This is a genomic window from Bradyrhizobium sp. 195, assembly GCF_023101665.1.
Classification (GTDB): Bacteria; Pseudomonadota; Alphaproteobacteria; order Rhizobiales; family Xanthobacteraceae; genus Bradyrhizobium.
In genome coordinates this window covers 6746229-6772884 of record NZ_CP082161.1, presented here as the reverse complement: position 1 = coordinate 6772884, position 26656 = coordinate 6746229, and the positions used below count along the sequence as shown (strand labels likewise).

Annotated in this window: 22 protein-coding genes; 14 read left to right on the top strand and 8 right to left on the bottom strand. The window is 64.6% G+C overall.

Annotation, left to right across the window (positions count from 1 at the left end; genetic code table 11):
* The first annotated feature begins 2 nt into the window (after nt 1-2).
* The 6 genes from IVB26_RS31575 (at nt 3) to IVB26_RS31550 (ending at nt 8561) form a co-directional block, all read left to right on the top strand.
* A complete protein-coding gene (locus IVB26_RS31575; RefSeq protein ID WP_246923996.1) occupies nt 3-1655 on the top strand; it encodes an OFA family MFS transporter in 1653 nt (550 codons plus the stop codon).
* An 86-nt stretch (nt 1656-1741) separates the two neighbouring features.
* Entirely contained in the window at nt 1742-2023 is a 282-nt protein-coding gene (locus IVB26_RS31570) for a hypothetical protein (protein ID WP_247968930.1), read from the top strand.
* 279 nt (nt 2024-2302) lie between these two features.
* A complete protein-coding gene (locus IVB26_RS31565) occupies nt 2303-4006 on the top strand; it encodes an NADH-ubiquinone oxidoreductase-F iron-sulfur binding region domain-containing protein (RefSeq protein WP_247968929.1) in 1704 nt (567 codons plus the stop codon).
* Nucleotides 4003-6771, top strand: a complete 2769-nt coding sequence (gene fdhF, locus IVB26_RS31560) for a formate dehydrogenase subunit alpha (protein WP_247968928.1) — start codon at nt 4003-4005, stop codon at nt 6769-6771. Before IVB26_RS31565 ends, fdhF begins: the two co-directional genes overlap by 4 nt.
* 212 nt (nt 6772-6983) lie before the next feature.
* Complete coding sequence (ybaK, locus tag IVB26_RS31555; protein ID WP_247968927.1) at nt 6984-7457, top strand: Cys-tRNA(Pro) deacylase; 474 nt, start codon at nt 6984-6986, stop codon at nt 7455-7457.
* Between the two features lie 18 nt (nt 7458-7475).
* Nucleotides 7476-8561, top strand: a complete 1086-nt coding sequence (locus tag IVB26_RS31550) for a HupE/UreJ family protein (RefSeq protein ID WP_247968926.1) — start codon at nt 7476-7478, stop codon at nt 8559-8561.
* Nucleotides 8562-8569: 8 nt separating this feature from the next.
* On the opposite strand, the gene IVB26_RS31545 is transcribed toward IVB26_RS31550, so the two are convergent.
* Complete coding sequence (locus IVB26_RS31545; protein WP_247968925.1) at nt 8570-9265, bottom strand: GntR family transcriptional regulator; 696 nt, start codon at nt 9263-9265, stop codon at nt 8570-8572.
* Between the two features lie 147 nt (nt 9266-9412).
* Here IVB26_RS31545 and tcuA point away from each other — a divergent pair, with 147 nt between their 5' ends.
* From tcuA to IVB26_RS31525, 4 genes are all read left to right on the top strand, one after another.
* Entirely contained in the window at nt 9413-10804 is a 1392-nt protein-coding gene (tcuA, locus tag IVB26_RS31540; RefSeq protein WP_247968924.1) for an FAD-dependent tricarballylate dehydrogenase TcuA, read from the top strand.
* Nucleotides 10791-11897, top strand: a complete 1107-nt coding sequence (tcuB, locus tag IVB26_RS31535; RefSeq protein ID WP_247968923.1) for a tricarballylate utilization 4Fe-4S protein TcuB — start codon at nt 10791-10793, stop codon at nt 11895-11897. The genes tcuA and tcuB overlap by 14 nt, the downstream gene beginning before the upstream one ends.
* A 71-nt stretch (nt 11898-11968) precedes the next feature.
* A complete protein-coding gene (locus tag IVB26_RS31530; RefSeq protein ID WP_247968922.1) occupies nt 11969-12127 on the top strand; it encodes a DUF5993 family protein in 159 nt (52 codons plus the stop codon).
* 25 nt (nt 12128-12152) lie between these two features.
* Nucleotides 12153-12704, top strand: a complete 552-nt coding sequence (locus IVB26_RS31525) for a disulfide bond formation protein B (RefSeq protein WP_247968921.1) — start codon at nt 12153-12155, stop codon at nt 12702-12704.
* 44 nt (nt 12705-12748) lie between these two features.
* Here IVB26_RS31525 and IVB26_RS31520 read toward each other — a convergent pair whose 3' ends face one another.
* Both IVB26_RS31520 and IVB26_RS31515 read right to left on the bottom strand, forming a co-directional pair.
* A complete protein-coding gene (locus tag IVB26_RS31520; protein ID WP_247968920.1) occupies nt 12749-16153 on the bottom strand; it encodes an acyl-[ACP]--phospholipid O-acyltransferase in 3405 nt (1134 codons plus the stop codon).
* 344 nt (nt 16154-16497) lie between these two features.
* Nucleotides 16498-16764, bottom strand: a complete 267-nt coding sequence (locus IVB26_RS31515; protein WP_247968919.1) for a hypothetical protein — start codon at nt 16762-16764, stop codon at nt 16498-16500.
* A 51-nt stretch (nt 16765-16815) separates the two neighbouring features.
* On the opposite strand from IVB26_RS31515, the gene IVB26_RS31510 reads away from it, so the two are divergent.
* Nucleotides 16816-17451 (top strand): TetR/AcrR family transcriptional regulator, encoded by a 636-nt coding sequence (locus IVB26_RS31510; RefSeq protein ID WP_247973320.1) that lies wholly within the window; start codon nt 16816-16818, stop codon nt 17449-17451.
* A gap of 10 nt (nt 17452-17461) precedes the next feature.
* Here IVB26_RS31510 and IVB26_RS31505 read toward each other — a convergent pair whose 3' ends face one another.
* A complete protein-coding gene (locus tag IVB26_RS31505) occupies nt 17462-19552 on the bottom strand; it encodes an autotransporter outer membrane beta-barrel domain-containing protein (RefSeq protein WP_247968918.1) in 2091 nt (696 codons plus the stop codon).
* 61 nt (nt 19553-19613) lie between these two features.
* On the opposite strand from IVB26_RS31505, the gene IVB26_RS31500 reads away from it, so the two are divergent.
* Nucleotides 19614-20195 carry a hypothetical protein gene (locus IVB26_RS31500; protein ID WP_247968917.1) on the top strand — a complete coding sequence of 194 codons (582 nt, stop codon included), beginning with the start codon at nt 19614-19616 and terminating at the stop codon, nt 20193-20195.
* A 120-nt stretch (nt 20196-20315) separates the two neighbouring features.
* Here IVB26_RS31500 and IVB26_RS31495 read toward each other — a convergent pair whose 3' ends face one another.
* The 3 genes from IVB26_RS31495 to IVB26_RS31485 all read right to left on the bottom strand — a co-directional run bounded on the left by IVB26_RS31495 (nt 20316) and on the right by IVB26_RS31485 (nt 24281).
* On the bottom strand, nt 20316-21629 hold the full coding sequence (locus IVB26_RS31495) for a GGDEF domain-containing protein (protein WP_247968916.1): 1314 nt from the start codon (nt 21627-21629) through the stop codon (nt 20316-20318).
* Nucleotides 21630-21876: 247 nt separating this feature from the next.
* Nucleotides 21877-23181: a nicotinate phosphoribosyltransferase gene (gene pncB, locus IVB26_RS31490; RefSeq protein WP_247968915.1), complete on the bottom strand. Its 1305-nt coding sequence runs from the start codon at nt 23179-23181 to the stop codon at nt 21877-21879.
* 179 nt (nt 23182-23360) lie between these two features.
* Complete coding sequence (locus IVB26_RS31485) at nt 23361-24281, bottom strand: LysR family transcriptional regulator (protein ID WP_247968914.1); 921 nt, start codon at nt 24279-24281, stop codon at nt 23361-23363.
* A 100-nt stretch (nt 24282-24381) separates the two neighbouring features.
* On the opposite strand from IVB26_RS31485, the gene pcaH reads away from it, so the two are divergent.
* Both pcaH and pcaG read left to right on the top strand, forming a co-directional pair.
* Nucleotides 24382-25170: a protocatechuate 3,4-dioxygenase subunit beta gene (pcaH, locus tag IVB26_RS31480; protein ID WP_247968913.1), complete on the top strand. Its 789-nt coding sequence runs from the start codon at nt 24382-24384 to the stop codon at nt 25168-25170.
* 4 nt (nt 25171-25174) lie between these two features.
* Entirely contained in the window at nt 25175-25801 is a 627-nt protein-coding gene (gene pcaG / locus IVB26_RS31475; protein WP_247968912.1) for a protocatechuate 3,4-dioxygenase subunit alpha, read from the top strand.
* Nucleotides 25802-25820: 19 nt separating this feature from the next.
* Here the strand turns inward: pcaG and IVB26_RS31470 are convergent, their stop codons facing one another.
* Nucleotides 25821-26432 (bottom strand): LabA-like NYN domain-containing protein, encoded by a 612-nt coding sequence (locus IVB26_RS31470; RefSeq protein WP_247968911.1) that lies wholly within the window; start codon nt 26430-26432, stop codon nt 25821-25823.
* Between the last annotated feature and the right edge of the window lie 224 nt (nt 26433-26656).

The window sequence follows — 26656 nt, the reverse complement described above, 5'->3', positions numbered from 1 at the left end:
TTATGACGACTGCCGATACCGTTCTCGCACCGGTTGGTGCTTCCGGCTTTCTCGATCGTGAACGCACGATCGCGACGGCCGGCTTCAATCGCTGGCTGGTGCCGCCGGCGGCGCTGTGCATCCATCTGTGCATCGGCATGGCCTACGGCTTCTCGGTGTTCTGGCTGCCGCTGTCGCGCGCAATCGGCATCAGCGCGCCGAAAGCCTGCCCGGACATGTCGCTGTGGCAGGAATTGTTCACGACCAGCTGCGACTGGAAGGTCGCCAGCATGGGATGGATGTACACCCTGTTCTTCGTGCTGCTCGGTATCGCGGCTGCGGTCTGGGGCGGCTGGCTGGAGCGCGTGGGGCCGCGCAAGGCGGGCTTCGTCTCGGCGCTCTGCTGGTGCGGCGGTCTCTTCCTCGGTGCGATCGGGGTTTACACCCATCAGCTTTGGCTGTTGTGGCTGGGTTCGGGCGTGATCGGCGGTATCGGCCTCGGCCTTGGCTACATCTCCCCGGTGTCGACGCTCGTCAAATGGTTCCCCGATCGCCGCGGCATGGCGACCGGCATGGCCATCATGGGCTTCGGCGGTGGCGCCATGATCGGCGCGCCACTGGCGAACCTCTTGATGAACTATTTCAAGACCCCGACCTCGGTCGGCGTCTGGGAGACCTTCGTCGCGATGGGCGTCATCTACTTCGTGTTCATGATGATCGGCGCGTTCCGCTATCGCCTGCCGCCGCCCGGCTGGCAGCCCGAGGGCTGGACCCCGCCGTCCAAGGCCAACGCGATGATCTCGAAGAACAACGTTCACCTCAACGATGCGCACAAGACGCCGCAGTTCTGGCTGATCTGGTGGGTGCTGTGCCTGAACGTGTCGGCCGGCATCGGCGTGATCGGCATGGCCTCGCCCATGCTGCAGGAGATCTTCGCCGGCAAGCTGATCGGCCTTCCGGACGTCGGCTTCAACGCGCTCGACGCCGGGCAGAAGGCGCAGATTGCCGCGATCGCCGCGGGCTTCGCCGGATTGCTCTCGCTGTTCAACATCGGCGGCCGCTTCTTCTGGGCGTCGCTGTCGGACAAGATCGGGCGCAAGAACACCTACTACACCTTCTTCATCCTCGGCATCGTGCTCTATGCGCTGGCGCCGACCTTTGCGGCGATGGGCTCGAAGCTGCTGTTCGTGCTCGGCTTCGGCATCATCCTGTCGATGTATGGCGGCGGCTTCGCCACCGTGCCGGCCTATCTCGCCGACATGTTCGGCACCCAGTTCGTCGGCGCCATCCATGGGCGGCTGCTGACGGCATGGTCGACGGCGGGCATCATCGGCCCCGTCGTGGTGAACTACATCCGCGAGTTCCAACTCGCGGCCGGCGTACCGCGCGACCAGCTCTACAACACCACGATGTACATTCTGTGCGCCATGCTGATCGCGGGCCTGATCTGCAACTACCTGATCAAGCCGGTCGATTCGAAGTGGCACATGAAGGACGCCGATGTCGCCAAATTGCAGGCGGCGAGCGCCAGCGCTGCAGCCGCGGGGCCGCATGGCTCCTACGGCATCGGCTTTGGCGGGCTCGACGCCAGGGCCGGGCTGTTCTGGGCCTTCGTCGGCATCCCCTTGGCTTGGGGTGTCTGGAAGACGCTGGAAAGCGCGGTCAAGATCTTCTGATCGCACATTCATCGCGAGCGGGAGCGCACCGAGGGCGCGCTCCCGCTGCTCATTTCAATTGTTTCAAGCTTACCCTGGGGGATTCGATGGTTCGTAAACTCGCTTGTGCCGCCGCCATACTGCTCGTCGCCGGCGCCCTGCAATCCGCATCCGCACAGACAGCCGCGGCACCGGCCGTAACGCCGCCCGCCGCGACCGAGGCCAAGCCCGGCAAGATCAAGCTCACCGCGCAGAAGCTCAAGGACATGAAGGTCAAGTGGAGCGGCAACAAGTCGAAGCTCAAGGAGTGCCGCAAGGACGTGAAGGCCAAGGGCCTCGCGGGTGACGATCGCTGGTTCTATATCGAAGAGTGCATGGGCAAAAGCTGACCTGGTCAGCACCGGGGCGTGGAGGGTAAGGCTCGAAGCGCAGCGCGATACGATTTCGCTATCGCAGCATAGGAAGCCTTTATTGATCTCCAGACCAATTCAGGCTTCGTTCTATCGGTTCGCGCCTTGGACGAACGCAAGATCGGGGTCCGCACGGCGATCCAGGGGTTTGCCTTGGGCTGCGCCCAACTGCTTCAGTGAGCAAGATAATTCCCTTGGCATCTGGCATGCCAAGGGCTAGAACTGGACCTGTTCTAAAAGTTAGATCGAGACGAATCGATGAGCCACGACGTGCATAAGGTCCGCCCGTTCGAGCACCCTGGTGAGGGGCGCCGACGCGCTAAGGCCACCCCTAAAGGGCGCCAGGTCGATCCCACCGCCTCGCACGAGATCGAGCAACTGCTCGGCGACAGGCCGCGGCGGCGCGATCTGCTGATCGAATATCTGCACCTGATCCAGGACAAGTATCACCAGATCTCGGCCGCGCATCTCGCCGCGCTTGCCGACGAGATGAAGCTGGCGTTCGCGGAGGTGTTCGAGACCGCGACCTTCTACGCGCATTTCGACGTGGTGAAGGAGGGCGAGCCGGACATCGCCCCGCTGACGATCCGCGTCTGCGATTCGCTGACCTGCGCGATGCTCGGCGGCGAGAAGCTGCTCGAAGACCTGCAGAGCGCGTCCGGTCCCGGCATTCGCGTCGTGCGCGCGCCCTGCGTCGGCCGCTGCGACACCGCGCCGGCGGCCGAGGTCGGGCACAATTTCGTCGACCACGCGACCGTGGCCAACGTCATGGCGGCCGCGAAGGCCGGCGACACCCACGCGCATCTGCCCAACTATGTCGGCTATGAGGCCTATGTTGCCGGTGGCGGCTACAAGCTGCTGGGCCGCCTGCGCTCCGGCGAGCTGTCAAAGGACGACCTTCTGAAGGCGCTCGACGACGCCTCGCTGCGCGGCCTCGGCGGCGCCGGCTTCCCGACAGGACGCAAATGGCGCGCGGTGCTCGGCGAGCCCGGCCCGCGGCTGATGGCGATCAACGGCGACGAGGGCGAGCCAGGTACGTTCAAGGACCGCGTCTACCTCGAAAGCGATCCGCATCGTTTCATCGAGGGCATGCTGATCGGCGCGCATGTGGTGCAGGCCTCCGACGTCTACATCTACCTGCGCGATGAATATCCGGCCTCACGCGAGATCCTGGAGCGCGAGATCGCAAAGCTCCCGCCGGGCGGTCCGACGCTGCACATGCGCCGCGGCGCCGGCGCCTATATCTGCGGTGAGGAATCCTCGCTGCTCGAAAGCATCGAGGGCAAGCGCGGCCTGCCCCGGCACAAGCCGCCCTATCCGTTCCAGGTCGGCCTGTTCGGCCTGCCGACGCTGATCAACAACATCGAGACGCTGTGGTGGGTGCGCGACATCGTCGAGAAGGGCGCCGACTGGTGGAAGGGCAACGGCCGTCACGAGCGCAACGGCCTGCGCAGCTTCTCGGTCTCGGGCCGCGTCAAGAACCCCGGCATGAAGCTGGCGCCCGCGGGCATCACCGTCCGCGAGCTGATCGACGAATATTGCGGCGGCATGGCCGATGGCCATCAGTTCTATGCGTACCTTCCGGGCGGCGCGTCCGGCGGCATTCTGCCGGCGTCGATGGACGACATTCCGCTCGATTTCGGCACGCTGGAGAAATACGGCTGCTTCATCGGATCGGCCGCGATCGTGATCCTGTCCCAGAAGGACAGCGTGCGCGCGGCGGCGTTGAACCTGATGAAGTTCTTCGAGGACGAGAGCTGCGGCCAGTGCACACCGTGCCGCGTCGGGACCCAGAAGGCGGCGCTGCTGATGCAGAAGCCGGTCTGGAACCGCGCTCTCCTGGAAGAATTGAGCCAGGCGATGCGCGATGCCTCGATCTGCGGGCTCGGACAGGCGGCATCGAATCCGCTCTCCACCGTGATCAAATATTTCCCTGACGAGTTCAAGGAAGCGGCTGAATGACCAAGATTACGTTCGAGCTCGACGGCAAGCAGGTCGAAGCCAATGCCGGCGAGACCATCTGGCAGGTCGCAAAGCGCCAGGGCCGCGACATCCCGCATCTGTGCTATTCGCCGGCGCCCGACTATCGCCCCGACGGCAATTGCCGCGCCTGCATGGTCGAGATCGAGGGCGAGCGTGTGCTCGCCGCATCCTGCAAGCGCACGCCGTCGGTCGGCATGAAGGTGAAGACCGAGAGCGCGCGTGCGGTGTCGGCGCAGAAGATGGTGATGGAGTTGCTCGTCGCCGACCAGCCGGCGCGCGAGACCAGCCACGATCCGGATTCGAAGTTCTGGCACTGGGCCGAGACCACAGGCGTCACAGAGAGCCGCTTCCCCGCCGCCGAGCGCTGGGCGACCGACGCCAGCCATCCGGCGATGCGCGTCAATCTCGACGCCTGCATCCAGTGCGGCCTGTGCGTGCGCGCCTGCCGCGAGGTCCAGGTCAACGACGTCATCGGTATGGCCTACCGTAATCACGGCTCGAAGATCGTGTTCGACTTCGACGATCCCATGGGCGAGTCCACTTGCGTCGCCTGCGGCGAATGCGTGCAGGCCTGTCCGACCGGCGCGTTGATGCCGGCCGTGATGCTCGACGAGAAGCAGACCCGCGTGACTTACGCGGACAAGAAGGTCGACTCGCTCTGCCCGTTCTGCGGCGTCGGCTGCCAGGTGACCTACGAGGTCAAGGACGAGAAGGTGATCTATGCGGAAGGGCGCGACGGCCCAGCCAACCGCAATCGTCTTTGCGTCAAGGGGCGCTTCGGCTTCGACTACATCCACCACCCGCATCGCCTGACCAAGCCGCTGGTTCGGCTGCCGAATGCGAAGAAGGATTCCAACGACCAGGTCGATCCGGCCAACCCCTTCACCCATTTCCGCGAGGCAAGCTGGGAAGAAGCGCTCGACATCGCCGCCAAGGGCCTCGTCAAGATCCGCGACGAGAAGGGCGTGAAGGCCCTGGCGGGCTTCGGCTCGGCCAAGGGCTCGAACGAAGAGGCTTATCTGTTCCAGAAGCTGGTGCGCACCGGTTTCGGCTCGAACAATGTCGACCATTGCACGCGGCTGTGCCACGCCTCCTCAGTCGCGGCGCTGTTCGAAGGCCTGAGCTCAGGCGCGGTGTCGGCACCGTTCTCGGCGGCGATGGATGCCGAGGTCATCATCGTGATCGGCGCCAACCCGACCGTGAACCATCCGGTCGCCGCGACGTTCATCAAGAACGCGGTCAAGCAGAACGGCGCAAAGCTGTTCGTGATGGATCCGCGCCGGCAGACGCTGTCGCGCCACGCGACCAAGCATCTGCAGTTCAAGCCCGGCTCCGACGTCGCGATGCTGAACGCGATGATCAATACGATCATCACGGAAGGCTTGACCGACGACCAGTACATCGCCGGCTACACCGAAGGCTTCGAGGACCTCAAGGAGAAGATCAAGGAGTTCACGCCGGAGAAGATGGAGGCGATCTGCGGCATCCCGGCGCAGACCCTGCGCGAGGTGGCGCGAACCTACGCCCGCGCAAAATCGTCGATCATCTTCTGGGGCATGGGCATCAGCCAGCACGTCCACGGCACCGACAATGCGCGCTGCCTGATCGCGCTGGCGCTGATCACCGGCCAGGTCGGCCGGCCCGGCACGGGCCTGCATCCGCTGCGCGGCCAGAACAACGTGCAAGGAGCGTCCGACGCCGGCCTGATCCCGATGTTCCTGCCGGACTATCAGCCGGTCAGCCGCGACGATCTGCGCGGTGCCTTCGAAAAGCTCTGGCATCAGGATCTCGATCCCGTCCGCGGCCTGACCGTGGTCGAGATCATGAACGCGATCCATGCCGGCGAGATCACGGGCATGTATATCGAGGGCGAGAACCCCGCGATGTCCGACCCCGATCTGCAGCATGCGCGCCAGGCACTTGCCATGCTTGATCATCTCGTGGTGCAGGATCTCTTCGTCACCGAGACCGCGTTCCACGCCGACGTGATCCTGCCGGCTTCGGCCTTCGCCGAGAAGGATGGCTCCTTCACCAACACCGATCGCCGCGTGCAGCTCGCGCGTCAGGTGATCAAGCCGCCCGGCGATGCGCGGCAGGATCTCTGGATCATCCAGGAGATCGGCAAGCGCATGGGTCTGCCGTGGAATTATTCCGGTCCCGGCGACGTCTTCACCGAGATGGCTGAGCTGATGCCGTCGCTGAAGAACATCACCTGGGAGCGGCTGGTGCGCGAAGGCGCGGTCACCTATCCCGTCGACGATCCGAACAAGCCCGGCAACGAGATCATCTTCACGACCGGCTTCCCGACCGCGAGCGGCCGCGGCAAGATCGTTCCGGCCAAGGTCATCCCGCCGGACGAGATTCCGGACGCCGAATACCCGATGGTGCTCTCGACCGGCCGCGTGCTGGAGCATTGGCACACCGGCTCGATGACCCGCCGCGCCCAGGTGCTCGACCAGATCGAGCCGGAGGCGGTCGCGTTCATGTCGCCGAAGGACATGCGCAAGAAGAAGCTGGTGCCCGGCGATTTCATCCGTCTGGAGACCCGCCGCGGCGCCGTCGAGGTCAAGGTGCGCTCCGACCGCGACGTGCCGGAGAACATGGTATTCATGCCGTTCTGCTACGCGGAGGCGGCCGCGAATCTCTTGACCAACCCGGCGCTCGATCCGTTCGGCAAGATCCCGGAATTCAAGTTCTGCGCGGCCAGGGCCGAGCGCGCGGAGATGCGGGACGCGGCGGAGTAGGGGCAGGCTTCGTCTCGGGTACGACACTTGCCACACAAGCTGCTGTCATGCCCCGCGAAGGCGGGGCATCCAGTACGCTGCGGCCCATCGATTCAATCACCACCGTCTCGGAGTACTGGATCGCCCGGTCAAGCCGGGCGATGACAGTGATTGTGGTGCCAGCTTGTGCCACACCGCTTCGTTCCTCGCAACGACGGTGGTAGACATGGCGCATGTCCAAAGTCACCCCCGCCACCCGAGCGCTCACGGCCGCCGGTATTGCCTTCACCGTCCATGCCTACGACTACGATCCTGACGCCGACAGTATCGGCCTTCAGGCCGCCGCCGCGCTCGGCGAGGACCCGGCGCGCGTCCTCAAGACGCTGATGGCGCTGGTGGACAGCAAGCCGGTCTGCGTCGTCGTCCCATCCGATCAGGAAGTCTCGATGAAGAAGCTGGCAGCGGCCGCGGGCGGCAAGTCGGCGCAGATGATGAAGCCGCCCGAGGCCGAGCGCGTCACCGGATACAAGGTCGGAGGCATCAGCCCGTTCGGACAGCGCAAGCAGGTCGGCACCGTGATCGAACAGAGCGCGCTCGCGCACGACCAGGTCTATCTCAATGGCGGTCAGCGCGGATTGCAGGTGCGGCTGAGACCGGCTGATGTGAAGGGCCTCTTGAAGGCGGTCGTGGCGGATGTGCTGGCGTGACGGCAATGGGGTGGGACCATGAGGTGGCCGCGGCTGCTGTGGCTTGCGGTTCTGCTCGGCATCGGTCTTCCGGCTGAGGCGCATCAGGTCAACCTCGTCACGGCGCGCGTGGCGCTGAGCCCCGATCGCACGGTGAGGGTGGAGCTCGGATTGAAGGGCGGCGATGTCGACCGCCTGATCGGTACGAAGACCTATGATTTGAGACGGGACGCGGTCGATCCCGCGGCGGTCGAAGCGGCCGGAGCAGCCATCCTCGCCTATATGCGCGCGCACTTGGCCGTAACGGGCGGAGCCAAGGCCTGTCCGGCCGGAGATGCAGCGATCCTGGCCGACGGCGACGGCATCATCTATCGCAACAGCTTTGCCTGCGCCGAGGCCGGCGGCGACATCATCTATCGCTCCACCGTGCTGACCGAAAAGGATCCGGCCGCGCGCCAAGTCGTCCTGATCGCGCAGGGCAGGTCGGAGACCCAAGCCTTGCTCGATGCCGGCAACATTACAGTAACACTCTCAAACGCGCCGCCGTCGCTGTGGTCGACCATGCAGCGCTATGGCCTCACCGGCATCGAGCACATCTTCCTCGGCTACGATCACGTCGCATTCCTGATAGCCGTGGTGTTGTGGGCCAGACAGCTCCTTCCCGTCGTCAAGATCGTGACGGCCTTCACCATCGCCCATTCGATCACCTTGTCGCTGGCCGCGCTGAACCTCCTCGTCATCCCAAGCCGCATTGTGGAGCCTGCGATCGCGGCCTCGATCGTCTTCGTGGCCGTGGAGAATTTCTTCTCACGCGATGTCGACAAGCGCTGGCGCATGGCCTTTCTGTTCGGACTGATCCACGGCTTTGGCTTCGCCGGAGCGCTTCGCGAGATCGGCCTGCCACCAAACGCAGCAGTACCGGCGCTCGCCGCCTTCAACATCGGCGTGGAGATCGGGCAGATTGCGATCGTCGCGGTCGCGCTGCCGGCGCTCGGCTTCCTGGACCGGCTGACCACGACCGACCGGACCGGGCCGGTGAGGGCGGCGAGACTGGTCTACATGGTGTCGGCGGTGATCAGTCTGCTCGGCGGCTATTGGCTGCTGGTGCGCATTTTGGAGGCTTAGCCACCGGCCTATTGCTTCTGCAGCAGCTTGAGCCGACAGCGCAGCGCCTCGCGGATATGCGCGCGCGCGAGCTGCTCCGCCTCATCGCCTTTGCGTGCGGCGATGGCGTCGATGATGGCTTGATGCTCGGCGTGGCTGGTCGAGGGGCGGCCCGATACGGTGAATGTGGTCGGACCGAGCAGGGCGATCCAGTCCTGCAATTCGCGGGAGGCATTGTCGAGATAGCGGTTGCGCGCGGCGCGGCAGATCGCCTCGTGGAAGGCGCGATTGAGCCTTGCCCTTGCTCTCGCCATCTCGGCTGCGTCGGTCTCCGACGCCTCGACAAAAGCCTGCTCGATATCCCTGATGGCATCGATCTCGGGGGCGGAGGCGTGCTCGGCGGCGAGGCGCGCGGCGGCGCCTTCCATGATCTCGCGCATGGCGTAGAGTTCGAGCACCTCGGAGATGTCGAGATTGCGCACGATCAGGCCGCGGCCGCCGGCGGGCTCGACGAAGCCGCGCGCGGCGAGCCGGCCGAACGCTTCGCGGACCGGTGTGCGGCTGACTTTCAGCCGTTGGGCGACCTCTTCCTCCCGCAGGCGGTCGCCGGCGCGGTAGCTGCCGGCCTGGAGCGCTTCGCACAGCGAGCGGAAGACGGCTTCGCCCAACGCGACGCCGGCGCCACGCGCGATCGATCCGTCTGCTTTTGCCGGACGTCTGGCCATTGTCCCTCGAGGCGCATCCTGCCCATGCGAAGACGCGCTTGCGTCACCTCTGTATATCTTTGTATACAAAGGTACGCAATGGTGGGTGAGGCTGACCGACGCCGCCACCAAGGCATGTCTCTGACTTCGTCGCATCGGACGGAAGGCATGGGTAGCAAATACGACGTGCTGGTGATCGGCGGTGGCAACGCGGCGCTGTGCGCGGCGATCGCGGCGCGGCGCGGCGGAGCGTCGGTGCTGGTGTTGGAGGGAGCGCCAAAGTTCTATCGCGGCGGCAACACCCGGCACACCCGCAACATGCGCTGCGCCCATGACGCGGCGACCGAAATCCTGACCGGCCCTTACACCGAAGAGGAATTCTGGGAGGATTTGCTGCGCGTCACTGGCGGGCAAACCGACGAAGTGCTGGCGCGCCACATGATCCGCGAGTCCAAGGACATCCTGAACTGGATCGTGGAGCAGGGCGTGCGCTGGCAGCCCTCGCTCGGCGGCACGCTCAGCCTCGGCCGCACCAACTCCTTCTTCCTCGGCGGCGGTCGCGCGATGCTGAACGCGCTCTATCTCACCGCGGAACGGCTCGGCGTCGAGGTCGAATATGATGCCGAGGTCACCGATCTCGTGATCGAGGACGGCATGTTCCTCGCAGCGCGCCTGAAGCGGCCGATCAAGGGCGCAACCGAGATCCGCGCCACCTCGCTGGTCGCGGCGGCCGGCGGGTTCGAGGCCAACATCGAATGGCTCAAGCAATATTGGGGCGAGGCCGCCGACAATTTCCTGATCCGCGGCACGCCCTATAACCGCGGCTCGATCCTGAAGATGCTGCTCGACAAGGGCGTGCAGGAGGTCGGCGATCCCACCCAGTGCCACGCCGTCGCGATCGACGCCCGCGCGCCGAAGTTCGACGGCGGCATCATCACCCGGCACGATTCCGTCGTGTTCGGCATCGTCGTCAACAAGCACTCACAGCGCTTCTACGACGAGGGCGAGGACATCTGGCCGAAGCGCTACGCGATCTGGGGCCGGCTGGTTGCAGCGCAGCCAGACCAGATTGCCCACATCATCTTCGATTCCACCGTCGTCACCAGTTTCATGCCGACGCTGTTCCCGCCGATTGCAGGGCAGACCATCGCGGAGCTCGCCGGCAAGCTTGAGCTCGATCCGGCCGCGCTGGAAAAGACAATCACCGAGTTCAACGCCGCGGTGCGGCCCGGCACCTTCGATCACACAATTCTGGATGACTGCGTGACCGAGGGCATAACGCCACCCAAGACGCACTGGGCGCGCAAAATCGAGACGCCGCCTTATCTCGCCTATCCGGTGCGGCCGGGCATCACCTTCACCTATCTCGGCACGCGCGTAACCCAGGAGGCGCGCATGCTGATGGCTGACGGCAAACCGTCGGCCAACATGTTCGCGGCCGGCGAGATCATGGCCGGCAACGTGCTGGGCAAGGGCTACGCCGCCGGCATGGGCATGACCATCGGCAGCGTGTTCGGACGGATCGCAGGACGGGAAGCGGCGAGACATGCACGGAACTAGAATCCTGGACGAGGCCGACCGTCTGATGACGGTCTGCAACTCCTGCCGTTATTGCGAGGGCCTCTGCGCGGTGTTTCCGGCGATGGAAATGCGCCGCGCCTTCTCCGACGGTGATCTCAACTATCTCGCCAACCTCTGCCATGCCTGCGGCGCCTGCTATGTCGACTGCCAGTTCTCGCCGCCGCACGAGTTCAACGTCAACGTTCCGAAGACGCTGGCTATTGCGCGCGCCGAGTCCTATGCGGCCTATGCCTGGCCGCGGACTCTGTCAGGCACATTCGCGCGCAACGGCCTCGTCATCAGCATCGTCGCCGCGCTCAGCATGGCCGCCTTCATTCTCGGCTTCGCCGCCTTCAACGACCGCAGCGTGCTGTTCGGCGTGCACACCGGCCCCGGCGCGTTCTACAGGCTGATGCCGCACAACGCGATGGCCGCGCTGTTCAGTGCCATCTTCCTTTATGCGATCCTCGCACTCGTCATGAGCGTGCGCGCCTTCTGGCGCGACATCGGTCCGCCGATCGGGAGTCGCGCCGACGGCGGTTCGATCCTTCAGGCGATCCGCGATGCCGCCGAGCTGCGCTATCTCCATGGCGGCGGTGTCGGCTGCTACAATGAGGACGACAAGCCGACCGACCGGCGCAAGCTTTATCACCACCTGACCTTCTACGGCTTCCTGCTCTGTTTTGCCGCGACGTCGGTCGCTACGCTGTATCATTATCTGCTCGGCCGCGAGGCGCCATATCCGTGGTGGGACCTGCCGGTGGTGCTGGGCACGCTCGGCGGCATCGGTCTCATCATCGGACCGATCGGCTTGTTCATGGCCAAGATGCGGCGCGATCCCGCGTTGCTCGACGAGTCCCGCTACGGCATGGATGTCGGCTTCATCGCCATGCTGTTCCTGACCGGCTTCACCGGCATGCTGCTTCTGCTCCTGCGCGAGACCGCTGCCATGGGTCCGCTACTGGCGCTGCATCTCGGCACGGTGTTCGCGCTGTTCGCCAGCATGCCCTATGGCAAGTTCGTGCACGGCATCTACCGTTTCGCGGCGCTGGTGCGTTACGCGCAGGAGCGGCGCAGCGAAGCCGGGTCTTGAGGGGCGCGCCGCGCTGGATTATCCCTTGGGCTCGTTCGCGCGATGCGCGAATCGATCGGGAGCCCGGGCTCATGTACATGTTTTTGCCGTTCCTGCTGGCGCTCGCAGCCTGCGCCTGCGTCTGGCGTTCGCGCGCGGGACTTGGCTATGCGCTCTGGAGCGTGACAATCGTCGTGACCGTCGCCTGGTTCTTCCACCACGCTACCGATCCCCTCAAGTTCTCGTTCTGACGGTGCCGAGATGAGAACGACAGAGATGAACGGGCGGCAGTCGGCCGGCGCGGTCCTGAATCTGCTCGGGTTGCTCGGGATCTCGTTGATCCTGGCAGTCGCATTTTTCTATCAGCTTGCGCTTGGCGAATTGCCCTGTCCGCTGTGCCTGCTGCAGCGGGCCGGGTTCATCGCGGTTGGCATGGGGTTCCTATTCAATCTGCGCCTCGGCGAGCGACCGTCACACTACGCGATGATCCTGATGTCCAGCCTAGTTACCGGATTCATCTCGATGCGGCAGGTGTCGCTGCATCTTGCGCCGGGCGATCCCGGATACGGCTCGGCGTTGTTCGGGCTGCATTTCTACACCTGGGCGCTCGTCGCCGCGGTCGGTATCGTTTGCTATGTCGCGCTTGTCTTCGTGGTGAAGGACATGACTGGCGCGCGGGACAAGGACGGGCCGCTGGGCGGAGCAGCATCGAACGCTGTGTTCGCGATTTTCGCGTTGCTGGTCGCCGCAAATCTCCTGTCCACCGTGCTGGAGTGCGGCGCGGGTCAGTGCGACGCCAACCCGGTCCGCTATCTCCTGCTCAAGTGAGGAGACCGCCGCACCGGCATTGGCCGGTGCGGCGGTCGTGAGCCTTACGCCACCTCGCGCTCCGGCGGGGACGCCTGCTCGCGGGCCAACGTCGTTGCGGTGACATAGTCGGTCTTGCCGGTGCCGAGCAGCGGCACCTTGTCGACCACCATGATCGCGGCGGGAACGGTCAGCTCGGACGCGCCGATCGACTTGGCTTGGGTCTGCATCGCGCTACGCTCGGCGTTCTTCTCCGTCGTCAGCAGCACGATGCGCTCGCCCTTGCGCGGATCGGGGATCGACACGGCGACCGATGCGGCCTGCGGCCACAGTGTCGTCGCGATGTTCTCGACCGCGGAGAGCGAGACCATTTCGCCTGCGATCTTGGCAAAGCGCTTGGCGCGGCCTTTGATGGTGATGAAGCCGGCCGCGTCGATCGCGACGATGTCGCCAGTATCGTGCCAGCCCTCGGCGAGCACTTCGAGCACGCCGGGATTTTCGGCACGCAGATATCCGAGCATCACGTTTGGCCCGCGCACGGAGAGGCGCCCACCTTCCTCGATGCCTGGGACCGGATCGAGGCGGCATTCCATCAGCGGCGACAGGCGGCCGACGGTGCCGGGGCGGTTGGCCATCGGCGTGTTCATCGCCAGCACCGGCGCCGTCTCGGTGACGCCATAGCCTTCGAGGATGCGGATGCCGTAGCGCTCCATGAACACCTGGCGGGTACGATCCTTGACGGCTTCGGCGCCCGCGATCACGAGGCGCAGCGTGCGGAAGTCGTAGGCATGCGCCGAGCGGGCGTAGCCGGTGAGGAACGTATCGGTGCCGAACAGGATCGTCGCGCCGGTCTGGTAGATCAGCTCGGGCACGATCCGGTAATGCAGCGGCGAGGGGTACATGTAGATCGGAATGCCCGCCAACAGCGGCATCATCATTCCGCCGGTGAGCCCGAAGGAGTGGAACACCGGCAGCACGTTGAACACCTTGTCATTGGCGTTGGCGTCGACCCGCGCCAGCGCCTGCGCCGCGTTGGCGAGGATGTTGCGGTGGGACAGCACCACGCCTTTGGGCGTGCCTTCCGAGCCCGAGGTGAACAGCACCACGGCCGGATCGTTGGCCTGGCGGGTGACGCGCGGCGTCGTGCCTGCGAGCAGACCCTTGATCTTGTCGGCCGTGCCGATCGAGGCACGGACGTCCTCGAGATAGACGACGCGGGCCTCAGCGGAGATCGCGGTCATCAGCTTGTCGAGCTTGCCCTTCTCGATGAACGCCTTCGAGGTCAGGACGGTCTTGACCTGCGCGGCCTTCATGGCGGCGAGGACGTTGACCGGACCGGCCGAGAAGTTGAGCATCGCCGGCACCCGGCCGATGTTCTGCAGCGCCATGAAGACGACGGCGACGCCAGCGGAATTCGGCAGCAGCACGCCGACATTTTCGCCGACAGCGGTGCCGCTCTCGAGCTTGCGGCTCAGGACCTGCGCGCCGAGGATCAGCTTGCGGTAGGTCAGCTTGGTGCCAAGCGCATCCTCGATGATGACCTTGCCGGTGTCGCGATCGCGATAGGCGTGTCCGAGGGCTTCGAACAGCGTGTGATCGAGCATGGCGTTCTTGACCATCGCATCGATCATCACGTCCTGGAGCGCGGCGCCCGCGGCGTTGCGGCGCGCCTTGCCCTTCAGCGCCGGATCGACCGGCAGCTTGACGGGCGGCAGGATGGTGACCGTCACCCGCGGAAACCACGAGCGCTTGATCTGGCTGGAGTTGAGATAGCTGAGATGCGAGCGCTGCGCGCCCTCGATGCGGACCGGCACCACGACGGCGTCGGCCTTGTCCGCGATCATCGCGGTGCCGTCATAGACCTTCATCAGCGATCCGGAGACGGTGATGCGTCCCTCCGGGAAGATCACGACGGGCTCGCCGGCGGCGACGAGCTTGATCAAGTCACGCGCGGCCAGCGGCTTGCTCGGGTCCATGGTGTAGTGCTTGACCACGCGCAGGAACGGCTTGGCCCACCAGGCCTTGGCGATGCCGGTATCGACCGCGAAGCTGGCCTCGATCGGCAGCACGGCGTGCAGCAGCGGGCCGTCGATCAGGCTGACATGGTTGGGCGCGATCAGCATCCGCGTGCCCGCAGGCGGAAGATTCTCGAGCCCACGCACTTCGGTGCGGAATAGCGCACGGAACAGCAGCCCGCCAAAGTCGCGCACGCCCTCCTTGCCCCATTTCGTCAGCACGAACCACACCGCGCCGAAGCTGGCGACGCCGAGGCCGAAGAAGATCCAGCCGATATGGAGGCCAGCCGCCTGCAGCAATGCGACGAACAGCGAGCCAACCACCATGAAGGCGGCCTGCAGCACGTTGCCAGCGGCAATGATGCGCGCGCGCTCGGATGGCGCCGACCAGGCCTGAACAGCTGCAAAGGACGGCACGACAAACAAGCCGCCGCCGAATGCGAAGGCGACGAAATCGACCAGCATGCGCAGGCCGGCGAACGACGTTGCGAAACCGGCCGCGGTGATGTCCTGCCCCTTGGCGGTCACGCCGATGGCCCAGGCGAGATCAAGGCCGGAGCATCCCATGATGATGGCGCCGATCGGGACGAGCGCGAGGTTCGGGCGAACATGGCTCAGGCTGGCGGCGAACAGCGAACCGATGGCGATGCCGATCGCGAAGATCGCAAGGCACAGTGTCACCACGCCTTCGGTGCCGCCCACGACATCCTTGACCAGCGCCGGCAGCAGCGACAGCACGATCGCGCCGACCAGCCAGAACCAGGAGACGATCACGGTGCCGTCCCACAGCCGGTGGTCGGCATGCAACGTCCTGAGCAGGCCGAGCGTCGAGGTCCAGGGATTGGCGTTGACGGGCAGATCGGGCGCGGATGGCGTCGTCTGCGGAATGCGGGCCGCGAAAGCCCATGACAACAGCGCCAGCGCGACCACGGCCGAGGCGACCCAGCCCATATGCGCGGAGCCGGCCACGAACTGGCCGCCGGCGACGGTGCCGAGCAGGATGGCCATGAAGGTCGCGCCTTCAACCAGCGCGTTGCCGGTCGCGAGTTCGCCGAGCTCGAGCTGGTCCGGCAGCATGGCATATTTCACGGGGCCGAACAGGGCGGCGATGGTGCCGAACAGCGCGAGCGCTGCGAACAGCAGCGGCACCGAATGCAGGAAGAAGCCGGCCGCAGCGAAGCAGGCGGCGAAGATCTCCGCAAATTTGAGCCGCCTTGCGACGACGGATTTGACGTATTTGTCGGCGAGCTGGCCGCCGAGCCCGGACAGGATGAAATAGGGGAAGATGAAGACGGCGCCGGCCACCGTCACCAGGGCATCGCCGTGGCCGGTCGCGGCACTGTAAAGCAGGATGATGACGAGTGCGTTCTTGAGCACGTTGTCATTGAGCGCCGAGAAAAATTGCGCCCAGAACAGTGGCGCAAAGCGGCGTGACGACATCAATTCCCTGATCATGACTAGTCCTGTTTTGGAAAAGCAGCCTGAGGTTTCTACGTGGTCTGAGAAGCGTCACGACCGGAAGTGAATCGGGGGAACGATTGCACGGCGACGATGTCGCCGGTCTGCTCAGTCCCCTCGGTTCCCCCGATCCTGTTGGTCTCCACCTGGTCTCGTTAGGTTCGCAAATATCTGATCGCGACCGCATCAGCCGCGCTTACCCGGATATGGCCCGGGCGATGAGGAAACCTGAGCCGGCTCATTGAAGCCAGCGGGATCGCCCGCGATTGTCCGGAATGGTGAGTCGTTCGTTGCATCCAAATCCGGAATTCCGGCCGAACCGGAGGAGCCGGCTGCGCGCCTCAGGTGAGATGGGTGAGGTGGCGAAAGGGCGAGAAGCGGCCGAGCAGGCTGAACCGGCGGCCCTCCTGACGCGCCCGGGCGCGGCTTGCCCGCCACATCCGGAAGGTCGCGCGCCGTTCGGTGAGCACGCCGGCGATGTCGCAGGCATTGGCGATGCGATCGATCGGGGTCATCGCGAATCGCAGCAAGGTCCGGCCAAAGCCGGTCACGAGAGCAGCGGCGTCATCGAGGAAGGTGGCGGCGATATCAACAGCGAGGGTTTGCATTTTGCAGGTCTCCGGGTTAATTTGAACAATGTTCACATGAGTAGCTCGAAAATGAACAATGTTCAAGAAGAATCGCTGCGAGATCAGAAAAAAAATCGGCGCCGGGTCCAGATCCTGGAGATCGCCCGCAGCATCATCGCGACTAAAGGTCTGAAATCATTGAAGGTTCGTGACGTCGCCGAAGCCGTCGGCTGTTCCGTAGGCAGCGTCTATAACGAGTTCGGCGACTTCGACGGGGTGATCCTGACCGTCAATCGGGAGACCGTTCAGGCACTCACGGCCCGGCTCGGCGGGGTTCCGGCGGAGGATCCCGTTCGCCAGCTCTACGGGCTTGCGGCGACCTATCTCGACTTCTTCGCCGAGCACGCCAATCTGCTGCGCTCCCTGTTCGAGCACCGGATGGAGGACGATCGTCCTTATCCCGATGACATCCTGCAGATGGTGATGGATGCCTTCGCGCTGATGCATCCACCCCTGGTGCGGCTATTGCCGGATGCTGATGACGTGAAGATCGCGCTGCTGTCGCGCACCTTGTTCTCTGCCGTACACGGAATCATCTCGCTCGGCCTCGAGGAGCGGATGGTGGCCGTGCCGCCGCAGATGCTGCGTCAGCAGGTCGAACAATTTGTCGACACGCATCTCGCCGGGCTCGGCATTCTGCCGGTGGGCGCACGGCCATCTCGATGAGGCGCCGCCGCTACCAAGCGTATCGCAGGCTCGCGGTGCCCGAATAAGTGGTGCTGCGGGCCGCGAACTCACCGTCGAACTTGGCCGACAGGGCAACACCGTTCGAAAACTTCAGCTCGGCGCCGGCAGATGCGAGCGCGGCGTCTTTCGCCGGCGTCGCGCCATTAACGATAAAGCTGGCGCCGGGCAGCGCCTGGAACGCCGCATTGAGCGTCGGATCGCTCACCCAATCATGTGCCCAGGCCGCGCGACCGCGCAACGTCAGGACCGCATTCGGCGAGACCGGCGTCGCCCGATCGAAGCGCGCGCCAAGTTCGCTTCGCGTGTCGGAGGCCGTGCGTCCCCGATAGGTCAGGCCGAAGCCGCTGCCGGCCCGGTCAGTCTCGCTATAAGTCGGCGTGCGAAACGCCTGCGTCTGCGCTGCGGCGTATGGCGTGAAGCCGCCGATCGGCGTCGCGAAGCGATAGCCGCCCTCGATGCGGCCGCCGACGGTTTGCGCCTCGAACTTCGCGGTGAGCTGGTTGCCGAACGGTGCGAAGCGGTCTGTCGACATCCAATGATTGGCAACGGCGAGCGAGGCGGCGAAATAGGCCGGACCCGTGCGGACCGCGGTGTAGACGCCGGCCTGCAACGCCTCGCTCTTGCCGCCGCCGATGGCCTGCGCGAGGTCCCATCTGGTGCCGCCGCCGGAGAGCGCGAAGCCGACGATCGCGTCGCGGCTGAAATGATAGTCGGCGCCGGCCGCGACGCCGCCTGCGCGTGCGCTGAGGTCGTGGCTGCCGATCACGACCGGATCGCCGCTGGTGCGGTTGGTGCCGCCGAACGCGGCGCCCCAGGCCGTCCAGCGCTCCGCAAAGGCCGGCGCCTTGGTGGCCGGCGCACCCAGCACCTTGTTGTAGGCGAGGGCGATATCGTCCGGCAACGCTGCGCGCTCTCGGCTGAAGCCGAATGCCGTGCCGCCGGCGTCGACGCCGCCACCGCCGCGTCCGTTGACGAACGGATCGAGCATCAGGCCGAGGAATTGACCGGTGAACTGGAAGGCTCCCTGTCGCGCGCCGGTAGCGACTTCCCCAGAGAGTTGGTCCAGACTGTAACGGAGCTGGGCGTCGCTCTGGCCTGCGAAAGCTGAGAGGAAGGGCAGATTGGGGCCGAATGCACTCAGTGCGCCCGCCACGGCCTTCTGATTCTGCGTCTGGGCGACGGTGGGGAACGCGCTGTTGTTGTAGTTGAGCGTCAGGAAGACGGCGAGCCCGTCAGAGCTGAGGGCGGAGGTGAAAAACTGCGGATTGTATCCGCTGAGCGTTACGCCTGCGAAGGATCCGGTGACGCCGGTCGTCGTGCTGAGGATCGTATATTGCGTCGATGGGCTGTAGGCGCCGGCAAGCGTGGTGACGGCGACGGTGCCGCCGTTCAACGTCGCCGTCACGGCGAGAATCTTGTCGGATTGGCCGGCCGCGTTGACGGAGATCGCGTAGGTCGAACCGGCGTTGAATGTGGCATTGCCGTAGGCCGTGAGCGAACCCAAATTGCCGGGTGCGACCGTGCCGCCCGACAGCACGGTGAGATCGCCGATGGCGCCGTTGCCGCCGAGGGTACCGCCGCTGACAGTCGTCGCAACGTTAGGCATCGCGCCGTTGACGATGAGGTTGCCGGCCTGGACATTCATGGTCGCGGTTTCCGTCGTCGAGCCCGTCAGCGTCCAGGTCGAGCTTCCCGTCTTTTCCAGCGCCTCGAATTCCCGGAACTGCAAGGCGGCGCCGAACGTGTCGAGGTCGAACGTGCTATTGGCCGTTCCACCCAAGCGCAGTGTGTCCGTTCCGTTGCCGCCCAGGACCCGGCCCGTAATGTTCGACCCGGCACGGAGTTCGAAGACGTCGCTGCCGTCCTTGAGATCGACGGCCGTGCTGGCGCCGGTCACGATCGTGCCGGAATTGATGACGGTGTCCTGATTGGCCGAACCCAGGATTGCGAGGCCCGAAGCACTCGAAACCGTGCCCGCGTTGTTGATGGTGTTGCCGTCAGCGGCGCTGTTGAGGTCGATGGCCGCACCACTGCCGGAAAAGACGAGGCCGCCCGACAGGATGTTCACCTGATTGTTCATCGCCCCGGCTCCGATGCCGACCCCACTGGTTATGGGCGCGAGGCTTCCAACGGTACCTCCGATGACGACAATGTTGTTGCTTGAATTGGACAGGACGACCCCTGTCGTGCCGATGGCCGATGATCCGACCACAGCACCGGCGTCGATCGTGATGGAGTTGTTGTTGCTGCCGCTGACCAATGCAATGCCGTCGCTGTTGGCGGACGCGATCGACGCGTTGCCGGAAACGTTGATCGCGCCATTGGATGCCGCTTCGAAGGCGACGCTCGCAAAGGTGGGATCGTTCACGGAAGTTGCGGTGCCATCGCCGATATTGACGGTCACACCGCTGACCACTGGCGCCGTCTTGACTTGTGTGTTGCCTGCCCCGGTGCAGGTGATTGAATCGCCCGAATGGAGTGACGTTTGCGAACCAGCTCCGGTAACGACACAGGCCGCCGCCGCGGGAGTGGTGAACCACGGCAGCGCGGTACCTGCAGCAAGAGCGCTGATCGCGGTGCTCAAGAGCACATGTCGTCGGCGCGTCTTTGCACGACGAATATCCGGCGAGGTCATCCAACTATTCCAAGGCACTGCAAACTCCTTCGACGATGCGGACGGAATCCGGCCGCAACGGTGGGCAGTTGCCATGCTTAGTGATTGAGGCCTTGGCCTTCTTGGACCAGCGCGCAAAGCGAAGTGTCGAAATGCGAAAGACGCAACGTTTTCGGAGCTAATGTGACCAGGGCACCACAACCGGGCCGTTTACGCGGCTCGTCGGCTATCAGCCTCGCGCTGCGACGGCTTCGCGGGGCCGGGCGGCGACGGCGATGACGTCCAGTCTGCCGCCGTCGACCTGAACGCGGTTGCGACCCTTTTCCTTGGCGCGATAGCAGGCGGCATCGGCGCGCCGCATCGCGTCCTCAAGCGTGGTTTTGCCGTCGGCGATGCAGGCGACACCGATGCTGGCGGTCACCGCAAAGCAGCGATCGTCCCAGGCGAAGTTGAGCAGCTCCAGCGATCGCCGCAGCCGTTCGGCGATATCGACTGCAGTCGCGGGCGAGCATTGCGGCAGGATCAGCCCGAATTCGTCGCCGCCGAGCCGGGCCACGAGGTCACGCGGACGCCGATCCTGTTGCAGGAGACGGGAGACCTGGCAGAGCAGGCGGTCACCGGCAAGGTGTCCGCAGGTGTCGTTGACGTTCTTGAATTGGTCGAGGTCGAGCAGGACCAGGCCCAGCGGACCCGTCGCAGCATTGTCCAGCTCGCCTTGCAGACGTGCCTCGAAGGCGCGGCGGTTGGACAGGCCGGTCAGCCAGTCGTGCGATGCCTGCCAGGCCAGGCGTTCCTTCTCGCCATGCAGGGCGTCCTCGAACGCCTGTCGTTGCAGGACCAATCGCCTGGTGTGCCAGATCAGGAGCAGGATCAGCGTGACGGCGGTGACGATGTTGATGCAGGTCAGCGTCAGCTTGATGGCGCGGGAGCCTTCGCCGAGGACGGTGGAGAACCGCTTGGCATGCACCGTGAACTGGGTGTTGAGCTCGGAGAGCCGCGACGACAGGATTTGCAGGCGATTTATATCTCGAACAGGGCCGTTCTCCAGCTCGGACCGGATGACTTCACCGAACACGCTCAGCTCGAGCAGCATGGGGTCGGTAGCGGTCCACTCGCGGATCGCTTCCTGGAGGAAGCTGACGCGGTTGAAATAGCGAAACAGCCAGATCAATCCAGGAACGTCGTCTGGATGATTGCCGCCTTGCAGGAAGCCGATGCGCGCGGCCTCGACGTCGACCGGATCTCGCTCCATCGCCCAGCGCGCGAACTCGTCGCCGATGGGAACGGCGAGCGAGGCCTGGTATTGCGTGAACTGGCTGGCGTCGCCCGAATGCAGATAGAGATTGAGGAAATAGACGGCATTCTTCTGCGAGCGGGACCACATCGCTTCGCCCGCGACATAGGCGCGAACCGACGACATCACCTCGAGACTGAATCCCGCGATTGCCGCCTGGAGCACGACGACCATCACGAAAGGCGAGACGAGCTTGATGACGTGAAGGAAGCTGTGTTCCTTCATCGACGTCGCTGTTCTGCGAAACACCCTGCGTTCCCCAAATCGCGCAACGACCCCAGCGGAAGCGCTGCGCCTGCAACGCGAAGTAGAGGAGATGGTTGCTTAACTCGCTCTGAAAAGCGCGCAGGACTGCGTCGCAGGGTGAAGGCACTGTGACGTGAATATTCGCAGATCGCTTCAAATGCCGCTGAATCGGAACTGGTGTGGCATCGGCGAACCCATGCTTCGGGTTTGTCGTGCGCGGTTTACTTGAGGAAGAGAGTTGGGTCCGCGGCTAGACCAGCACCGGCTTGCGCACGCGGCCAGCGTCGCCGAACACGCGCAGGTAACGCTCGATCTCCGAGGGCATGCCGGTCGCCTTCTCCGGATTGTCGGAGAGCTTGACGGCGGGACGGCCGTCGACCGACGACACCTTGCAGACCAGCGAGATCGGATCGAGATTGAACGAGCCATCCGGCGTGCAGCCGACGAAATCATTGGTGAGGTTGGTGCCCCAGCCGAAGGAGAGCCGCACCCGGCCGGCAAAGTGATGATAGGTCTCCTCGATCGAGCCGACATCCATCGCGTCGGAAAAGACGAGCAGCTTGTCCCTGGGGTTGCGGCCCTTCTTCTGCCACCAGGCGACGATCTCCTCGCCGGCCTGGATCGGCGGCGCGCTGTCGGGACGGAAGCCGGTCCAGTCGGCGACCCATTCCGGCGCATCGCGCAGGAAGGCCTTGGTGCCGAAGGCATCGGGTAATGCAATCAGGAGGTTGCCGCCATAGGTCTGGCGCCACTGGTCGAGAATGCGATAGGGCGCCCAGCGCAATTCCTCGTCGTCCTTGGCGAGCGCGGCCGCGACCATCGGCAGCTCATGCGCATTGGTGCCGATGGCCTCGAGATCGTTGTCCATCGCGAGCAGCACGTTGGAGGTGCCGATGAAGGACGAGCCCAGGCCTTCCTTCACCGCCTCCACGCACCAGCGCTGCCAGAGGAAGCCGTGACGGCGGCGGGTGCCGAAGTCGGACAGGCGCAGGTTCTCCAGCTCGCGAAGACGCTCCACCTTGGTCCAGAGCTTGGCCTTGGCGCGCGCATAGAGCACGTCGAGCTCGAAGCGGCCGCGGCCCTTGATCGCCGCACGGGAGCGCAGCTCGTTGAGGATTGCGAGCGCCGGAATCTCCCACATCGTGGTGTGGGTCCACGGCCCGTGGAAATGCAGTTCGTACTGGCCCTCGACCTTGCGCAGCTCATACTCGGGAAGGCGGAATTCAGCCAGCCAGCGGATGAAGTCCGCCGAGAACATGTGGGTCTTGCCGTAGAAGGTGTTACCGGCAAGCCAGATCAGCTCTTTCTTGGTGAAGCGGATGGTGCGGGCGTGGTCGAGCTGGGCGCGCAACTCGCCCTCGTCGATGATCTCGGCGAGCCGGACGTGGCGCGAGCGGTTGATGACCGAGAAGGTCACCTGTTGCTTCGGGTAGGCCTCCCGAATCATCTGCAACATCAATAGCTTGTAGAAATCGGTATCAAGCAGGCTGCGGATGATGGGATCCAGCCGCCAGCTGTGATTGTAGGTTCGGCTCGCAATGTCGGTCACTGTCATGGGGGGATTTTAGCGTGGCTCCCTTTGCGCAACCAGTGGGTTTGGCGAGGGGCAGGTCACCGGCCCCGCGCCCGCGGGGCCGCGGTCCCGGAGGTATCTTGAGGCGGCAGCGATGATTGCAACGTGTCAAGCTGTCCGCGGGCGTGACGCGGCGGCCGTACAATTCGGTGGAGTCCTGTTCAGCCGCCCGCCGCCGTCGCCGCGACACTCTCGAGCTGGCTCCTGACCCAACGATGGGCCGGGTCTTTCTGATAGCGCTGGTGCCAGACCATGAACATCGGCAGCTCGGCCAGCGTCCGCGTGCGGGACGCCAGCGGAATCCGCGTTTGCGCGAAACCGCGCATGACCCCAGACGCCAGCAGGCTCGGCATGCTCGCCAGCATCTGCGAGCCGCGAAGGAAGGACGGCACCCCGGAAAAGCTCGGCACCGAGATCGCGATGTCGCGGTGAAGACCGTTGGCCGCCAGCCGGCGGTCGAAGTCGAGCCGCTCATTGTCGGTGTAGACGACAGTGATGTGTCGCGCCGCGAGATAGGCACCGCGGCCGGTCGGCGCGCTGCGCATCTTGGGATCGAAGTAACAGACGTAATGATCGCTCAAAAGGCGTTTCTGCACGATATCGACACCGGATGGCGGCAGCGGCGTGATCAGGAGATCACAGCGGTTTTCGCGCAGCATCGCAGGCGAGGGCGACTGCGAGGGGATCACGCGCAAATTCAGGCCCTTCACTTGCGCGGCGACGTGATCGAAGAACCGCGGCAGCAGCAGGTCGCGCTGGAAGTCGTTGGCGGCGATCGTCAGCGAAAGCTGCGCACGAGCCGGCTCGAACGTGACGCCGCCGGCAAAGCTCCGCATCTCGTCGATCAGCGCCCGTGCCTTCGCGGCGAGGGCCTGCGCATGCGCGGTGGCGACGATGCCGCGGCCGGATTTCGCGAATAGCGGATCGCCTGCGATCCGCCGCAGCTTGTTCAGCCCGTGACTGACCGCCGATTGCGTCAGCCCGAGCCTTGTTGCCGCCGCGGTGACCGATCCCTCCTCCAGCACGGCAAGGAACAGTTCGAGCGCGTGGCCGTCGAGGGCCAAATGATCGATTTCTTTCATGCAATATATTATAATCGATCTATTTATCCGGGGAATAGACCGCGCCATGATCTCCCGATAAGCCGCGCGTCCGGACCCGGGCGCCCCAGGGAGAGACACGATGAATGCCCAGGCGTCAGCCTTGCGGGATCCCCGCCTCAACAGTCCCGAGCCTTTTACGCCTCCGCTCGGCGATGGCGGCTTCTTCCAGCGCGACCGCTCCATCCATCCGCCCGCGCATGCGCCGGGCTACAAATCCTCGGTGCTGCGCTCGCCGCGCCAAGCGTTGCTGTCGCTGGAGAACTCGGTTTCGGAGATCACAGGGCCGGTGTTCGGCCATAACGATCTCGGCTCGCTCGACAACGATCTGATCCGCAACTACGCCAAGGACGGCGATCCCGTCGGCGAGCGCATCATCGTCCACGGCCGCGTGCTGGACGAAACCGGTCGCGGCGTGCCGAACACGCTGGTCGAGTTCTGGCAGGCCAATGCCGGTGGCCGCTACCGGCACAAGAAGGACACGTATCTGGCGCCGATCGATCCGAATTTCGGCGGCTGTGGCCGCGCGCTGACGGACGACACCGGCTATTACTATTTCCGCACCGTGAAGCCGGGGCCCTATCCCTGGCGCAACTACGTCAACAGCTGGCGGCCCGCCCACATCCATTTCTCGGTGTTCGGTTCGGGCTTTGCGCAGCGGCTGATCACGCAGATGTATTTCGAGGGCGATCCTCTGATCCCGGTTTGCCCGATCCTGACGACGATTCCCGACAAGGACGCGCTCGACCGCCTGGTCGCACCGCTCGACCTTAACGCCTCGACGCCGTTCGACTCGCTTGCCTACCGCTTCGACATCGTCCTGCGCGGCCAGCGCTCCACCTACTTTGAAAATCGCACCGCGGGGAACTGAGCAAATGCCGCAGCCGCTCAACTATCTCAAGGAAACGGCGTCGCAGACCGCCGGTCCCTACGTCCATATCGGCCTGATCCCCGCGATGGCGGGATTCGACATCTTCGAGAAGAATTTTTCCAACGTGCTGGTGACGCCGAACACGCAGGGCGAGCGCATCACGCTGGAAGGCAAGGTGCTCGACGGCAGCGGCACGCCGCTGCGCGACGTGCTGCTGGAAATCTGGCAGGCCAATGCGAGCGGCCGCTACAATCATCCGGCCGATCGCTCGGCCGGTGCGCTGGAGCAGGAGTTTCGCGGCTGGGGCCGCGCCGGCTCCCACTTCGAGAGCGGTCTCGTGACCTTCGAGACCATCAAGCCCGGTGCGATCATCGACAAAGCGGGACGGACATGCGCGCCGCACGTCAATGTCTGGATCGTCGCGCGCGGCATCAACATCGGCCTCAACACGCGGCTTTATTTCTCGGATGAAGAGGCCGCCAACGCCGCCGACCCCGTGCTCAACCTGATCGAACAGCCGTCCCGGCGCTCGACCCTGATCGCAAAGCGCGGCGAGCGTGCCGGCAAGGTCGTGTATTCCTTTACGATCAATTTGCAGGGGCCGGAGGAGACGGTATTTTTCGACGTATGAGGAGCCGGCCGTCCCGGGATCACTCCACCGGGTCGCCGCGATTGATGGCTCCGCGTGCGAGGAATTGCGATGTCTGACGCATCTCGCGCGATCCCGGTCGTTCGGTCGGGTCGCGCCCCACTTTTTGTTTCAGGTCTGCCAAATCGATGAAGACGTCCGCCTGTCGGCGCAGGTCGTCGGCAACCATGGGGGGCTGAGTAGAGAGTGTGGAGACGACCGTCACGCGGACACCGCGGCGCTGCAGGGACTCCACCAGCGAACGAAAATCCCCATCGCCCGAGAACAACACGATCTGATCCACATGCTCGGCGAGTTCCATCGCGCTTACGGCGAGGTCGACATCCATGCGGCCCTTCACCTTGCGGCGACCGGTACCGGCGTCGATGAACTCCTTGGTGAGCTTAGTGACGACGGTATATCCGTTATAGTCGAGCCAGTCGATCAAGGGACGGATTGACGAATACTCCTGATCCTCGATGACGGTCGTGTAGTAGAAGGCCCGCAACAGCGTACCTCGGCTCTGGAATTCACCGAGCAGACGCCTGTAATCGATGTCGAAACCCAGCGCCTTGGAGGTGGCATAGAGATTGGAGCCATCGATAAAGAGCGCGATCTTCCCAATCGAAGACATTGTTGAAAATCCCCACTTCCGCGCGAAAGCCGGACGGTTCGGCCGAAATGGCGCAGTGCGTCGGCCGGAAAAACAATGACGGCGCGGATGGCTTTGCTAAAAAAGCGGCGCAGACGACCGGACAGGGTTGGCCGCCTTGCGCCAAGGTTAGGGAGGTTCCATGCCACCAGCGCCAGCGCGCCGAATGCAGCCACGTTAAGGCGAGCGCATTCCCTGCGCAATTG

What these genes read in the sequence shown, in the direction of transcription:
- fdhF (WP_247968928.1), top strand. Translation starts at nt 4,003, where the DNA reads ATGACCAAGATTACGTTCGAGCTCGACGGCAAGCAGGTCGAAGCCAAT.
- tcuB (WP_247968923.1), top strand. Translation starts at nt 10,791, where the DNA reads ATGCACGGAACTAGAATCCTGGACGAGGCCGACCGTCTGATGACGGTC.
- pcaG (WP_247968912.1), top strand. Translation starts at nt 25,175, where the DNA reads ATGCCGCAGCCGCTCAACTATCTCAAGGAAACGGCGTCGCAGACCGCC.
- IVB26_RS31510 (WP_247973320.1), top strand. Translation starts at nt 16,816, where the DNA reads ATGAACAATGTTCAAGAAGAATCGCTGCGAGATCAGAAAAAAAATCGG.
- IVB26_RS31505 (WP_247968918.1), bottom strand. Translation starts at nt 19,552, where the DNA reads ATGAACAATCAGGTGAACATCCTGTCGGGCGGCCTCGTCTTTTCCGGC.
- pcaH (WP_247968913.1), top strand. Translation starts at nt 24,382, where the DNA reads ATGAATGCCCAGGCGTCAGCCTTGCGGGATCCCCGCCTCAACAGTCCC.
- IVB26_RS31575 (WP_246923996.1), top strand. Translation starts at nt 3, where the DNA reads ATGACGACTGCCGATACCGTTCTCGCACCGGTTGGTGCTTCCGGCTTT.
- IVB26_RS31500 (WP_247968917.1), top strand. Translation starts at nt 19,614, where the DNA reads ATGACGACAATGTTGTTGCTTGAATTGGACAGGACGACCCCTGTCGTG.
- pncB (WP_247968915.1), bottom strand. Translation starts at nt 23,181, where the DNA reads ATGACAGTGACCGACATTGCGAGCCGAACCTACAATCACAGCTGGCGG.
- ybaK (WP_247968927.1), top strand. Translation starts at nt 6,984, where the DNA reads ATGTCCAAAGTCACCCCCGCCACCCGAGCGCTCACGGCCGCCGGTATT.
- IVB26_RS31525 (WP_247968921.1), top strand. Translation starts at nt 12,153, where the DNA reads ATGAACGGGCGGCAGTCGGCCGGCGCGGTCCTGAATCTGCTCGGGTTG.
- tcuA (WP_247968924.1), top strand. Translation starts at nt 9,413, where the DNA reads ATGGGTAGCAAATACGACGTGCTGGTGATCGGCGGTGGCAACGCGGCG.
- IVB26_RS31520 (WP_247968920.1), bottom strand. Translation starts at nt 16,153, where the DNA reads ATGATCAGGGAATTGATGTCGTCACGCCGCTTTGCGCCACTGTTCTGG.
- IVB26_RS31550 (WP_247968926.1), top strand. Translation starts at nt 7,476, where the DNA reads ATGAGGTGGCCGCGGCTGCTGTGGCTTGCGGTTCTGCTCGGCATCGGT.
- IVB26_RS31545 (WP_247968925.1), bottom strand. Translation starts at nt 9,265, where the DNA reads ATGGCCAGACGTCCGGCAAAAGCAGACGGATCGATCGCGCGTGGCGCC.
- IVB26_RS31470 (WP_247968911.1), bottom strand. Translation starts at nt 26,432, where the DNA reads ATGTCTTCGATTGGGAAGATCGCGCTCTTTATCGATGGCTCCAATCTC.
- IVB26_RS31515 (WP_247968919.1), bottom strand. Translation starts at nt 16,764, where the DNA reads ATGCAAACCCTCGCTGTTGATATCGCCGCCACCTTCCTCGATGACGCC.
- IVB26_RS31530 (WP_247968922.1), top strand. Translation starts at nt 11,969, where the DNA reads ATGTACATGTTTTTGCCGTTCCTGCTGGCGCTCGCAGCCTGCGCCTGC.
- IVB26_RS31565 (WP_247968929.1), top strand. Translation starts at nt 2,303, where the DNA reads ATGAGCCACGACGTGCATAAGGTCCGCCCGTTCGAGCACCCTGGTGAG.
- IVB26_RS31485 (WP_247968914.1), bottom strand. Translation starts at nt 24,281, where the DNA reads ATGAAAGAAATCGATCATTTGGCCCTCGACGGCCACGCGCTCGAACTG.
- IVB26_RS31570 (WP_247968930.1), top strand. Translation starts at nt 1,742, where the DNA reads ATGGTTCGTAAACTCGCTTGTGCCGCCGCCATACTGCTCGTCGCCGGC.